Source organism: Staphylococcus petrasii (genome assembly GCF_002902565.1).
GTDB lineage: Bacteria > Bacillota > Bacilli > Staphylococcales > Staphylococcaceae > Staphylococcus > Staphylococcus petrasii.
The window spans coordinates 25,892-39,329 of the sequence record NZ_PPRC01000052.1 but is presented as its reverse complement, the minus strand read 5'-3'; the positions used below and the strand labels follow the sequence as shown (position 1 = coordinate 39,329).

Annotated in this window: 16 protein-coding genes, 1 other RNA gene and 1 pseudogene; 7 read left to right on the top strand and 11 right to left on the bottom strand. The window is 32.9% G+C overall.

All coding sequences use genetic code 11. The features are described 5' to 3' along the window. Nucleotides 1–94: 94 nt before the first annotated feature. The gene (locus CD127_RS08690) at nt 95–865 is read left to right on the top strand and encodes a hypothetical protein (protein ID WP_103366423.1); all 771 of its coding nucleotides are present in this window, start codon (nt 95–97) and stop codon (nt 863–865) included. Between the two features lie 189 nt (nt 866–1,054). Here the strand turns inward: CD127_RS08690 and CD127_RS08685 are convergent, their stop codons facing one another. Continuing rightward, nucleotides 1,055–1,663, bottom strand: coding sequence for a GNAT family N-acetyltransferase (locus CD127_RS08685; RefSeq protein WP_103366422.1), 609 nt, complete (start codon nt 1,661–1,663; stop codon nt 1,055–1,057). A 146-nt stretch (nt 1,664–1,809) separates the two neighbouring features. Between CD127_RS08685 and CD127_RS08680 the strand changes: the two genes are divergently transcribed. The 5 genes from CD127_RS08680 to CD127_RS12685 all read left to right on the top strand — a co-directional run bounded on the left by CD127_RS08680 (nt 1,810) and on the right by CD127_RS12685 (nt 4,514). After that, nucleotides 1,810–2,559: a poly-gamma-glutamate hydrolase family protein gene (locus CD127_RS08680; RefSeq protein ID WP_103366421.1), complete on the top strand. Its 750-nt coding sequence runs from the start codon at nt 1,810–1,812 to the stop codon at nt 2,557–2,559. 89 nt (nt 2,560–2,648) lie between these two features. Then, nucleotides 2,649–2,936 carry a hypothetical protein gene (locus CD127_RS08675; protein ID WP_103366420.1) on the top strand — a complete coding sequence of 96 codons (288 nt, stop codon included), beginning with the start codon at nt 2,649–2,651 and terminating at the stop codon, nt 2,934–2,936. 61 nt (nt 2,937–2,997) lie between these two features. Next, nucleotides 2,998–3,225, top strand: coding sequence for a hypothetical protein (locus CD127_RS08670; protein ID WP_103366419.1), 228 nt, complete (start codon nt 2,998–3,000; stop codon nt 3,223–3,225). A gap of 156 nt (nt 3,226–3,381) precedes the next feature. Beyond that, complete coding sequence (locus tag CD127_RS08665) at nt 3,382–4,170, top strand: hypothetical protein (RefSeq protein WP_174694742.1); 789 nt, start codon at nt 3,382–3,384, stop codon at nt 4,168–4,170. A gap of 167 nt (nt 4,171–4,337) precedes the next feature. Then, nucleotides 4,338–4,514, top strand: coding sequence for a hypothetical protein (locus CD127_RS12685; protein ID WP_167409908.1), 177 nt, complete (start codon nt 4,338–4,340; stop codon nt 4,512–4,514). An 83-nt stretch (nt 4,515–4,597) separates the two neighbouring features. Here the strand turns inward: CD127_RS12685 and add are convergent. The 3 genes and pseudogenes from add to CD127_RS08655 form a co-directional block, all read right to left on the bottom strand. Further along, nucleotides 4,598–5,434: pseudogene (gene add, locus CD127_RS08660) on the bottom strand (adenosine deaminase); the annotation flags it as partial. An 18-nt stretch (nt 5,435–5,452) separates the two neighbouring features. Beyond that, on the bottom strand, nt 5,453–5,587 hold the full coding sequence (locus CD127_RS12930; RefSeq protein WP_268927785.1) for a hypothetical protein: 135 nt from the start codon (nt 5,585–5,587) through the stop codon (nt 5,453–5,455). Between the two features lie 68 nt (nt 5,588–5,655). Beyond that, nucleotides 5,656–6,090 (bottom strand): GNAT family N-acetyltransferase, encoded by a 435-nt coding sequence (locus CD127_RS08655; protein WP_103366418.1) that lies wholly within the window; start codon nt 6,088–6,090, stop codon nt 5,656–5,658. Between the two features lie 139 nt (nt 6,091–6,229). Between CD127_RS08655 and CD127_RS12925 the strand changes: the two genes are divergently transcribed. Then, nucleotides 6,230–6,481, top strand: a complete 252-nt coding sequence (locus CD127_RS12925; protein ID WP_103366417.1) for a tyrosine-type recombinase/integrase — start codon at nt 6,230–6,232, stop codon at nt 6,479–6,481. Between the two features lie 215 nt (nt 6,482–6,696). Here CD127_RS12925 and ssrA read toward each other — a convergent pair. The 7 genes from ssrA to eno form a co-directional block, all read right to left on the bottom strand. Continuing rightward, nucleotides 6,697–7,058, bottom strand: a transfer-messenger RNA (tmRNA) gene (gene ssrA, locus CD127_RS08645). A 110-nt stretch (nt 7,059–7,168) separates the two neighbouring features. Beyond that, complete coding sequence (gene smpB / locus CD127_RS08640; RefSeq protein WP_103328124.1) at nt 7,169–7,639, bottom strand: SsrA-binding protein SmpB; 471 nt, start codon at nt 7,637–7,639, stop codon at nt 7,169–7,171. 24 nt (nt 7,640–7,663) lie between these two features. Next, nucleotides 7,664–10,042: a ribonuclease R gene (gene rnr / locus CD127_RS08635; RefSeq protein ID WP_103366416.1), complete on the bottom strand. Its 2,379-nt coding sequence runs from the start codon at nt 10,040–10,042 to the stop codon at nt 7,664–7,666. 42 nt (nt 10,043–10,084) lie between these two features. Next, the gene (locus CD127_RS08630; protein WP_103297445.1) at nt 10,085–10,825 is read right to left on the bottom strand and encodes an alpha/beta hydrolase; all 741 of its coding nucleotides are present in this window, start codon (nt 10,823–10,825) and stop codon (nt 10,085–10,087) included. A gap of 228 nt (nt 10,826–11,053) precedes the next feature. After that, nucleotides 11,054–11,287: a preprotein translocase subunit SecG gene (secG, locus tag CD127_RS08625; RefSeq protein WP_103297444.1), complete on the bottom strand. Its 234-nt coding sequence runs from the start codon at nt 11,285–11,287 to the stop codon at nt 11,054–11,056. A gap of 67 nt (nt 11,288–11,354) precedes the next feature. Next, nucleotides 11,355–11,825 carry a hypothetical protein gene (locus tag CD127_RS08620; protein WP_103297443.1) on the bottom strand — a complete coding sequence of 157 codons (471 nt, stop codon included), beginning with the start codon at nt 11,823–11,825 and terminating at the stop codon, nt 11,355–11,357. 295 nt (nt 11,826–12,120) lie between these two features. Beyond that, nucleotides 12,121–13,425: a surface-displayed alpha-enolase gene (gene eno, locus CD127_RS08615; RefSeq protein ID WP_103297442.1), complete on the bottom strand. Its 1,305-nt coding sequence runs from the start codon at nt 13,423–13,425 to the stop codon at nt 12,121–12,123. Nucleotides 13,426–13,438: the final 13 nt, after the last annotated feature.

Sequence of the window (13,438 nt, the reverse complement as noted above, 5' to 3'; positions counted from 1 at the left end):
CACCTAAAATTCAAATATATATTTTATTTTTTAAATACTAACTCATTAAAATTGTAGTAAAATAATAATATATTTTATATAAGAAGTGTGTATTTTGAAAAAAGTTTTAGGTATATTTTTATTAAGTTTTTTAATTTTAGCTGGATGTAGCACTCCAGATAATGACAACAGTAAAAATGAAGATAAAGCTGATAATAAATCAACTGAATCTTCTAAAAAAGATAAGACAACTAAAGAAGATAAAAATACTTCTAAAGATAAGCAATCTAATAACGAAAATAATTCAGAGGAAAACAATACTGAAGAAGTATCTTCTAATAATGAAAAAGATAATTCTAATAACCAAGAAACAGAAACTAGTACAAATACTGATACAGAGGATAAAAATACTAGTAATAACGAGCAAGTAAATGTTAATAACATTACGGATCGCGCAACTTTAGCTAATATTATCAATAGCAATGGATATACAGAACAGCAAAAAATCATAGCTTATAATAGCGCAGTAGCTAACGGTGTCATTCCTCAAGGTAATGTAATGGAAGGACCTGCAAGTGCTGCTTACGCTAGTTCTTTGAGAGTTGAAAGTGGTCAAGAGAAATCAGTATATGACAGAACTTCAAATAATCAAGATTCTGCTAATACTCAGGATGTTAATGCAGAAATTAACGCAGCTACAACTGAAGATGAATATGTAGACGCCCTCCGTAAAAAATATCATGGTGGTTTATCTTCAGGAGAACTACAAACCAAATATGCTATTGAACAAGGATATTACGATGGCGACAATGCCGATGAAGTTTATCAAACCATTCAACAACGCGAACAAGACATTGAAGATGGTAAATATGATAAATATAAATAATATTTAGTTTGAAAGGGCGCGGGATAGAAATTAAGTTAATTTCGTCCTCCCGCCCCGGCAAGGATAACTAGAATTGAAAAAAGCTTGGTATAAGCGCATTTTCAATTCAGTTAGCTACTGCCAAATGTGAAATGAGCCTGTAATATCTAATATTCTAGGCTCTTTTATTTTAGAAATAGTTAAATCATTCTACTTCAATTCTTTTCTCATTCGATATAAATGGAATGGAGGGTGGTCGATGTTCCCTACTATTTTAAAACCTTGCTTTTTATACAATCTCACAGCTTTATCGTTATCTTTCACGACAGTAAGTGATATTTTATTAAATCCATTTTCAAGCGCTTGTTGTTCAGCATAATCTAATAATTTTCCTCCTACACCTTTACCTCTGGCATCAGGCATAGTAGCTAACATACTAATATGGTATTCATCTTCTTGTCCCTCCTCCATTGAGACAAGGGCATAGAAACGTTTAGGATGTTTAGCAATCGAAAGAAATGGCTTTAATTTATTCATTGAAATAATTTGAAGCACTGTTGGCGTCATTGCTTTTTCTATTTGTTCAAGTGGTGCGCATGTAATAGCACCTAGAACTTTCTCATCTTGCATTGCCACAAATGAGAACTCATGGCTAAATCGGTTTGCACGATTTTTCCATAACTTTTGTAAATCTGCTTCAAGTTCTTTTTCATTTGTCTTTCCTAGTATAACTTCAGCCATGTTATCTATGGCTGCATAAGTCAGTTGTCCCCCCTCTTGATGTTGAGGACGTCCTTTTTCAATATGTATATCACTCATAATATTACCTCCTACCTTACTATTTACTTTCTTTTTTAAAATAAACAATATTTGTGATATAAAAATAAGTAATATATAATAAACAATTATTTAAATTAACAAAAAACTTTTCTATATTTTTAAATTTTTTAATAAGGGGTCCTATCATGAACAAAAGAGATAATTGGTACTCTAAACTATATTATTTAATCCTCGCTGTTATAATTTTTATAACAATTATTATTTCTTTCATTATTTACAAAACACATAAAGAACAATCATCTTCATCATCAGACTATTATTCAAGTTTTGAAGATTTAGCCAAACACACGACTGAAGGCAAAGATTGGCGCATTCTTAAGAAAAATCGAAAAGATAACCGTATCTTGGTTACTGCTATTCATGGCGGTGGTATTGAACCTGGAACTACAGAATTAGCTAGACGTATCGCTAATATTGGTAAATACGATTTTTATTCGTTTGAAGGACGTCTTCCAGAGCACAATGAAAAACTGCATATTACTTCAACCGTTTTTGATGAGCCTACTCTTGAAAAGATGTTAAAACATACTGATGAAACAATCTCAATTCATGGCTATGCCGGCGAAGATCCACTCGTTTATGTAGGCGGTCAAGATGAAAAACTAGCCAAATCTATAAAACGTTCACTCGAAGATAAAGGTTTTACAGTTCAAAAGAGCCCTAAGGGTGTCGAAGCTACGTCTTCAGACAATATCATTAACCGAGATGATGAAGAATCAGGCGTCCAACTTGAATTAACCACTGGACAAAGAGCCTTATTTTTCAAAAATAAAAATATGAACCAGAAAACTCGAAGTAATTCAGATAATTATACAAAGACATTCTATAAATTTGCGAAAGCCGTTAATGAAGGTATTAAAGACGCCAAAAAATAAAGAGAATTGCCACTAAAAATTAATAATTTATAGGTTTCCTAATATGCAAAAATTGGGTATAAATAACTATTATTGAGGGAGGAATTGCAATGTTAGACGATTTTACTAAAGAACAAAAATATACTGTTGCCAAATTTTATAAATTGTATATGGAGCGTTCTAACAGCGGGCAAAGTGAAGCAGAAGCAAATGATTTTAAAGATAGTATCACTGCCCAAGATGATTATTTCTGCGATAGAGAATATAGTGATTTCTTAGAAAACTGTAAAGTACTCATCGATCACGGTTATTTAGAGGGCGACATATCAGCAGATAGAATTGATAATATTAAAGTAACTGATAAAGCTTTCACTGAAATTGAAAGAAGCTTTGGTTAAACTTAATGCTACGTTAGAGCGTTTACTAACGTAGTTTTATTTTGATTGAAAAGGTGATCATATGTCTAATTCAAATTGGAAAATCAATAATCATTCACAAAGATCGTTACTGATTCAAGAAAACAATGAGGAAATATCAATCGTTGAACCATTATCAAATGATACTTTTCGCATTTTAGCTGAAATAAATATCACATCAAATAAAGATAATACTAAGTTATATGATGAGAAGCTATTTGTATCTGCTAGCGTTGATGACAAAGAACTTAATATTTTTGATAGAACTTAAATATATTTGAATAATCTAAAATAAGTTACGTTTATTAACGAATGATTTACATAATCTTTTTAAAAGTAATTAGATGTTAATTCTACGTTAATATTTATTATTTGATAAGTATAGTACAATATATTTAATAACTTAAAATTTAAATGGAGGTACAGTATGGATAAAGCATTATTTTACATAGGCATGGCTTTATTATTTATAGCTTTTATAATAATATTATTTGCCATCATCGCAGTATTTAAAAATAAGAGTTATTTAAAATATTTTGCAATGGCAATTACTATTATTTTACTAAGTATGCTTGCGTTAGGTCTTCATAAAGTAATCGAAGGCAATAATCCATCAGCTACAGAATCAACCCAAACAAAAGAACATAAATCTGATGATGACAAAGCATCAAAAGACAAAGATAAGAAAAAAGATAAAGAAGATAAAAAAGATAAATCTTCTAAAGATAACAAAAAAGATGAAGACAACAATGATAATAATGCTGATAACCAAAGTACTGAAGAAGAGCAAGATAATGCTGAAGAAACAAATAATGAGCAACAACTAGATAATCAACAACAAGAGCAAGGTACTGAGCAGCCACAACAATCTGCCGAACAACCAGCTACTGATCAGACTCAATCTAACAATCAAGAACAACAAGGCAATTATAATGTAAACAACCAAGACAACTCTCAAAGAAACAATGCAAACAATAATAATAACAGTGGCCAAACTTATAACCAAACTAATGGTACAGCCAATGACAATAATACAACTGATAATGGTAACAACAATGATGGTCAAGGTACTAATGACAACGCTGAAGGTCAAAATGGTAATGTAGAAACTTATTCAACTAACGATGGACAATCAGGAGATAACGGACAAGGTCAAGCACAGGATAACGGCGCAGCTGAAACAGACGCTCCAAATGAAAATGTAAGTAATCAATAAAAAAGCAGATAGGCCTCGCCTATCTGTTTTTTCATAGTTTATGGCAATTTCTCTAATTTTCACATTATCTATTGAATAATAATAAATATATGCCATACTAAAAATATAATTATTTAAATTTCACAAAATTTTAAATTTTTAAAACATTAAATACAAAGGGTGATAACATGAAAAAAGTAGCGTTCTTATTACTTTCAAGTTTCTTATTATTAGGCGCTTGCAGCAGTCATGATAATTCAACTAAAGACGTGAAAGAAAGTACACATAAAAAAGATAATCCAAAAGCACACAAAAGCTCTGGTAATTCAGAGCGTACAGACGGCAAAAAAATCGATAAACACTAAACTTTAAAAACAAGGATAACCATTACTTTTTAATTAACTTATTAAAAAGAAGTGGTTATTTTTTTAATTAATCTACATACGAATCAATCCCAGTTTTTAAGTATTTCTTTTTTATCAAATCGGTTAATAAATGCATAATCAATAGCTTCTTTATTAATTCTTTTAATTTCTTCGATAGTAATCAAGTTATTTTCGAGTAATGTAAGATATTCTTTTATTAAGTTAGTTTGTGTGACGATTCGATTATCTGTATTAATTAAATACGGTATATTTAAACGTTTAAGACTATCTAAATCAATCTTTTTAATATGGCTAATAGCTTTAGTTTGAACATTACTTCTAGGACATATCTCTAATAATACCTTTGAATTTTGAAAATGATTTAATTGTTCTTTATCATCAAATAACGCTACCCCGTGGCCTATTCTTTTAGCACCCATTTTCATAGCATCATAAACATTCTTAATACAACCACATTCACCTGCATGTAACGTGATTTTAAGTCCCTTATCTTTAGCATATTGAATAGCTTCAGCATGTTGAGACATAGAATCATCATCTTCCCCACCAGCTAAATCTACGCCAACAATATATTTTTTCAATAACTCTGTATCATGAATCTGTTTGAATATATTTATATTCTCTTCATTCGAATGATGTTTCATACCACAAACTAGTAGTCTCACCATGATGTTATATTCTGATTCCGCAATTTCTGCACCTTTACATACCGCTTCTAAAGTATCTCTAATGCTCATATTTTTTTGGGTATGAAATTTTGGAGCAAACCTCAATTCAATATATTTAATACCATCTTTTTGACCTTGATTAGCCACATCTATAACACTTTCAGTTAAACTATCTTTCGTTTGCATGACTTTCAATATTTCATCAAAACACGTTAAATATTCTGCTAAATTTTCACATTCTTCTTTAGCCTAAACTTTATTAAAATCTATATCGATATGTTGTAATTCTGCTTGTCTTTTCAAATATTCATAACTTACAGAACCATCCAAATGACAATGTAATTCTATTTTGGGTATTGCAATGAGTTCTTCAATATCTATCATTACCAATTCACCTACTAATAAAAATTATATTGTTAGCATTATACAATACTTATTTTAATTTTCAATTTTCAACCTAATTTCATATGCAAAATGGGATAATCTCTACCTTGCCCATCTTTTTGAGATTCATCATATTTAATAAAGCCATTTTTCTTATAAAATTTAATAGCGTGGTCGTTATCTTTATTCACATCAACGTACTGTACTTTATTTTCCTTAATAAGATACTGTACTATTTTCGTGCCATATCCCTTATTAAAATATTTAGGATCTATAAATAACATTTCTAAGTTTTGTTCATTAGTCCCAGAAAAACCGATGACTTCCACACCGTCATACCACAAATATGCCTCTACATATTTAAAATAAGTAGGTATTTCTTTTTTTAATTCTAATCTATCACTTTCTTTTAAAAACTCATGCGTTTCTAATACGGATCTCTCCCATATATCTAATGCTATGTCATAATCTTTTTCTTCTAATTCTATTTTAGTTAAATGCATGATAACCTCCCTAAAATTTAAATTTGAGTATATAACTTTGAGAAAGTATAAAAAAAGAGCAATGCTAATGTGTCAGAGGATTATTTCCTAGTCACAAAATAAGCACTTACTCAGTTTAAACCTTGATATATAAGGCTTTATGTATGGAGTAAATGATGTTTTTAAAATTTTTTCGATAAAATACCAATATCCTCTTTATAATATAAAATCTTTACGCCACTCACATTGTAGTTATTTACTAGCTAATGGAATGTCTATTCAATACATTTCAAAGCGTTTAGGTCATGCTGATATACAAACTACCCTTAAAATCTATTCACACTTAATTAAAGAATATGAACTGGAAGAAGATAAAGATGTATTAACTTATTTAAACAAATTAATGAATTAAATACATTATCGTAACACTATATTTGTGACTAAATTTTTGTGACTAAATTCAATCAATTTTAGAATTTTTTAGTCACAAAGTGACTAAAATTTTTTAATAGATATTAATGAATATTAAGCTATAAATTCATAAACTCTTACAAAGCCTATTATATCAATGGTTTTCAAATGAATTAAAAAAACACTCAAAACAGATATTAACTGTTTTGAGTGCCAATATGGAGGCGGCGGGATTTGAACCCGCGTCCAGAGGTCCTGATACACATCTTTCTACGTGTGTAGTCTATTGATAAATTTCGCATAATAGTAAGCAACAGACAACCAGTATTATGCTAGTTTGATTAGTTTTCATCTAAACAGACTTCAAACGGCAGTGTTTAGCATATCCTACTAGGGTTGAATCGCGTTAACAGCACGTAGGAAATGCTGTTAGGCGATGCAGAGTGCTATTACGCAGCTACTGCGAAATTATTGTTTGATTTGTCAGTTATATTTAACCGAATGTGTTGATGACGGAGACAACCCTCCGACACGCTTAATGAGCTCGGGGGACCCCTGTCGAATCCAAGAACGCCCCCCTAAATTCTATTAAGAAAACTAATAAATTATAACTATTTAACTGACTTCAACTATAAATAACAACTTTTACTATCATATCAAAGGGAGCCCGATTAAGCAACAATTGTGCTTAATAACGGGCTTTAATTGCACGATCAACATCACGTTTCATCGCTTTGTCTTTTAAAGCTTGACGTTTATCGTGAAGTTTTTTACCGCGTGCTACTCCTAACAACACTTTACATTGACCATGTTTTAAATATAGCTTCAATGGAATGATTGAATAACCTATTTCTCTAGTGCGCTCACCTAGTTTAATAATCTCACGTTTGTGAAGTAATAATTTTCTAGAACGCAAAGGGTCATGATTGAAACGGTTACCCTCTTCATATGGCGCAATATGCATGTTATTCACGAACATTTCGCCACGTTTAACTTGAGCGTAACTATCTTTCAAATTGGCACTACCACGACGAATAGATTTGATTTCGGTACCTTTCAACTCAATACCCGCTTCAATCGTATCTTCAATGTTGTAATCATGTCTTGCTTTACGGTTCTCAGCCAATGTGCCTGGTGATTTCTTTTTCTTCTTAGCCATAACTACTTGTCACCTCTTTGCTGATTATTTTTTCTTACGGCGTGATTTTTTCTTCACACTTTTATCTTTATAAAATGGTTTATGATTGGTTTTGCCTTGTTTATCACGGTTACGTTGGTTTTTACCTTTACGTTGTTTACGTTTTTTCTTTTTACCTTTATTACTATCGTCTTTAGATTTATCTAAAGATTTGCCACGTGTTTTAGCTTGGATTGTTTTACCTCTTGCTGGACGTTGGCTTCTATCATTTTTAGGTAAAGGCATACCTACAATTTGGAAGTCGATCATACGTTCATCAACATCAACGTGTGTTACTTTAACCTTAACTTCATCACCAATACGGAATACTTTAGCTTGGCGTTCACCAATTAAAGCCATTTGACGCTCATCAAAGTTATAGTAATCATCTGTCATATTAGAGATATGAACCATACCTTCAATTGTGTTAGGTAATTCGATAAACATACCGAAGTTTGCTACAGAACTTACGATACCTTCAAATTCATCGCCAATATGTTGAATCATATATTCAGCTTTTTTCAATTCATCTGTATCACGTTCTGCTTCGATAGCACGACGTTCACGTTGTGACGTATGCTCTGCTAATTCAGGCAATTTATCTTCCCATTTGTGCAATTCTTTATTATCCATTGATTTATCAATGAGATATTTTCGAATTAAGCGATGCACTGTTAAGTCAGGATAACGTCTGATTGGAGACGTAAAGTGCGTATAATACTCTGCTGATAAACCAAAGTGACCTAAGTTAGTATCATCATAATGTGCTTGTTGCATTGAACGTAGCATCATTGTAGAGATAACCATTTGTTCTGAACGGCCTTCAACCTCTTCTTGAATAGATTGTAATGTTGAAGGATGAATATCTTCTCCAGTACCTTTGACCATAATGCCAAAGTTTGTAATGAAGTCGAAGAATTGACGTAAGCGATCTGATTTCGGTTGTTCGTGCACACGATAGATGAATGGTACCTCTAATTTATTAAAGTGCTCTGCTACTGTTTCGTTGGCAGCTAACATGAATGACTCGATTAGACGTTCACCTTCACCGCGTTCACGTAATACAACATCAGTTGGTAAGCCTTCATTATTCACTAACACTTTAGCTTCACTGATATCGAAGTCAATTTCACCACGACGTTTACGCATTTGAATTAGACGATTTGATAATTCTTGAGCTAAATCAAGCATAGACGTAATTTCTTGATATTGCTTACGAACTTCTGGATTTTTATCAGTGATAATTTGGTTAACCGCATCGTATGTCATTCTATAATTAGAATGAATCACACTATCGAAGATTTCGTGGTTTACCACTTCACCGCGTTCATTAATTTCCATACGACAGCTTAATGTTAAACGGTCTACTTCTGGATTTAATGAACAGATACCATTACTTAAACGGTGTGGAATCATTGGAATAACACGGTCTACTAAATAAACACTTGTCGCTCTATCATACGCTTCTTTATCTAAAGCTGAATCTTCTTTAACGTAATAACTTACATCGGCGATACTTACCGTTAATTCAGTATGACCATTCGATAATTTTTTCACACTGATGGCATCATCCAAGTCTTTCGCATCTGCGCCATCAATTGTAATCGTTAATTCATCACGTAAATCAGTACGTCCTTTAATTTCCTCAGGCTTGATTTCCTCCGGTACAGATTCCGCTTCTTTCAAGACATTATCAGGAAATTCAATTTCAATACCATGTTGATAGATAATAGATAATATATCTACACCTGGATCATTTTTATGGCCTAAGATTGCAGATACGTGTCCTTCTGGATTATCCGTACCATCTGCATACTTAGTAATTTGGACCAGTACTTTATGGCCATCTACAGCCCCTAAGCTTTGACCTTTCGGAATGAAAATGTCTTGCATAATACGCTTATCATCAGGAATAACAAATCCAAAGTGTTTAGCCTCACTATAAGTACCTACTACTTGTGTGACTGAGTGTTTTTCAATGGATTTAACTTCCCCTTCAATTTTACCTTTGTGTTCACCTTTAGATTTTTGAATTTCAACAATAACCGTATCACCATCTAATGCACGATTAATTTTTGTTGGCGAAATAAAAATATCTTCCATATCCTCATCTTCTGGACGTAGGAAAGCAAATCCTTTTTTATTTTGACTTAATGTTCCTTTAATTAATTTAGAACTTGTCGCTTTTTTAGATTGCTTACGTTGATATCTATCTGTTTTAGTTCTTTCTACTAAACCTGCCTGTTCGAGTTCTACTAGCACCTTTATTAAATCTCTAAATGAGTCGGCACTATTAAGACCTAAAGCATCTTGAAAATCAGACACCGACATAGGTTCATAATCTGGTTGTTTTACGATTTCTTCAATGGATTGCTTTAAATTCATCATGCCCCTCCTTTCTTCTTTCATTTCTTATTATTTATTTTATTATTCAGACCAATCTAACGATTCTAAGAACTCATAAACATCTTCGAATACTTGTTCTTTCTCTTTGTCGATTGTGATGACATGTCCTGAATTTGCATACCATTTAATGTGTTTATCATCTGAGTCCACATTATCATATATATAATTAGCTGATTGAGGATCAATCATTTGGTCCTTTTCAGCTTGAACGACTAAGATAGGATCTAAAACTTCATCGATTTCATTTCTAACATTACCTAGTGTTTCACTTAATTCTTTTAATGTTTCAGTAGGATGGAAATCTTCCATTTCTTTATCAATCGTCGCTTGATCCTTACCTTCATATTTTTTGAAATTACGTGCATACTCTAAGAAGCCTTCATAAATAGAACCTTCTGTTTTAACTTCTGCAGGAGCACACATAGTTATAATGCCCTTAACAGGTCGATTTAAGCTTAATTTTAATGCAAATACACCACCTAATGATAAACCTGCCACTGCAATTTCTTCATACCCTTGATCTACTAGATAGTCGTAACCATCAAGTACATCTTTAAACCATACATGAGGACTAGATTTTAAAATTTCTTCTGGTGGTGCTGCATGTCCTTCATATTGTGGGGCGTATGATGTATACCCTTTTTTCTGTAAGAAACGCCCTAATTGTCTTACATCTGATGAATTACCTGTGAACCCATGTAATAGTAAGACAGCACGTTTCCCTTCTTCAAAAAAGAACGGTTGTGGTAACTTAATTTGCATTGAATAATCCCTCTCCATCTTGTTATCTGTGTTACTTTAATAAGTACTCCCTGTAGTTATGTCTTCTTACTTCCTTTAAAGACAATTACCTTTATAAACAATATATAATATTCCCGTATTCCACTGAAATTATACATGTTGTACGGTCTTTAAACCATTACTTTGTTTATAAGAGGTTATTACTACTTAATTATAAATAAAAAAGCCCGACATTTATATCGTCGGACCTTATAAACCAAAATAGCTTATGCCAATCATTAATAAGAAGAAAATGACTGCTAAAATAATTGTTAATCTATGCAAGAATAAATCGACGCCACGTTGTTTTTGTTTACCAAATAACTGTTCTGCGCCACCACTAATAGCACCTGAAAGTCCATTACTTTTACCTTCTTGGAGTAATACAACAGTGATTAATGCAATACAATCGATTATTAATAGTACTATAAAAAGTGTATGCATGAAAATTGTCCTCCGTTCATTATATACGTTCAGAATTATATCATACTCAATACTTGCTTATCAATGTCTAACGATTGAACGTGCTCTTACGCATGATTGAAACGACTAACATATATATCGCTAAAACAATTGATCCTATGATGACAATTAATATAGGCACAATAAATAATGCTGATTTAATAGCGATAATTGCGTTAATAACCATTGCTAAGTTGACCAATGTAAATAATACGTTAGACACATATACCGCAAACATAAACCACCATAAATATTTATGACGATTCCATAACGCAATCACACCTGCTAAATACGCTAAGATATACATAATTCCTGTGTATCTAAAGCTATTTAAGATGTTTGCGACAGTGCTGTCATTCACCTTTTGCCCTGCTTGCGTTAATAGCTCCTTAGCCGTTTGTGTATCTAGTGCTACAAAGTTATGAATAATTAACAATATACTAAATATTAAAGAACTATAGCCGATTAATTTACCCGCATTGCGTTCTCGTTTGCTAGACTGTGGGGATTGATTCTCCATGTTTGACTCTCCTTCTTTTCAATACACGCCTATTATATCAGTTTGCTTATGTAAGTTAAATATTGGTGTGTAGTGGAGGTAGTTTGTTCACATGGTTGTCGCATTTCAAGCGAGGTATGGGTAGCTTCATCGTGTGGTGTTTGCTGTTTCTGAAAATGAGGTTATGTGGGGTGTAGGGCCTCCATTTCCAAAAAATAAAACCAAAAAAGCCTGCCACAGTCTCAACTCTGTGACAGGCGATATTATTTTGCGTGAACTCTATTCTTTTGAAAACTGAAGTTTAATCAGCGTTATCTTATTTATCTAAATTGTAGAAAGATTTAATGCCGTCAAATTTAGCAGTTTCGTATAATTCGTCTTCAATACGTAATAATTGGTTGTATTTAGCGATACGGTCAGTTCTTGATAATGAACCTGTTTTGATTTGGCCAGCGTTTGTAGCTACTGCGATGTCTGCGATTGTTGTATCTTCAGTTTCACCTGAACGGTGAGATACTACTGCAGTGTAACCAGCTTTTTGAGCCATTTCGATTGCATCGAATGTTTCAGTTAATGTACCGATTTGGTTAACTTTGATTAAGATTGAGTTACCAATACCTTGTTCGATACCTTTAGAAAGGATTTCAGTGTTTGTTACGAATAAATCGTCACCTACTAATTGAACTTTGTCACCGATGCGGTCAGTTAATTGTTTCCAACCGTCCCAGTCGTTTTCATCCATACCGTCTTCGATAGTGATGATTGGGTATTTACCAATTAATTCTTCTAAGTAGTCAACTTGTTCAGCTGCGCTACGTTTCGCACCATGTTCACCTTCGAATTTAGTGTAGTCGTATACACCGTTTTCGTAGAATTCTGATGATGCACAGTCAAATCCTAAGAATACGTCTTCGCCTGGTTTGTAACCTGCTTTTTCGATAGCTTTGATGATTGTTTCTACAGCATCTTCAGTACCTTCGAATTTAGGAGCGAAACCACCTTCGTCACCTACTGCAGTTTCTAAACCGCGTTCGCTTAAGATTGATTTTAAGTTATGGAAGATTTCAGCACCCCAACGTAATGCTTCTTTGAATGATTCTGCACCTGTTGGTAAAATCATGAATTCTTGGAATGCGATTGGTGCGTCTGAGTGAGAACCACCATTAACGATGTTCATCATTGGAACTGGTAATTGTTTACCGTTGAATCCACCTAAGTATTTATATAAAGGTTGACCTAATAAGTCTGCTGCTGCACGTGCAACTGCGATAGACACACCTAAAATAGCGTTTGCGCCTAATTTACCTTTGTTAGGTGTACCGTCTAATTGAATCATCATTTTATCGATAGATACTTGATCTAATACTGAGAATTCACCTTCAACGATTTCTGGTGCGATAATTTCGTTAACATTTTCAACGGCTTTAGTTACACCTTTACCACTGTAACGAGATTTGTCTCCATCACGTAATTCTACTGCTTCGTGTTCACCTGTAGAAGCTCCTGATGGTACTAATGCACGGCCAAAAGCACCGCTTTCAGTTAAAACTTCAACTTCAACTGTTGGGTTACCACGTGAGTCTAAGACTTCGCGAGCATAAACATCTGTAATAATTGGCATGTTAAAAATCTCC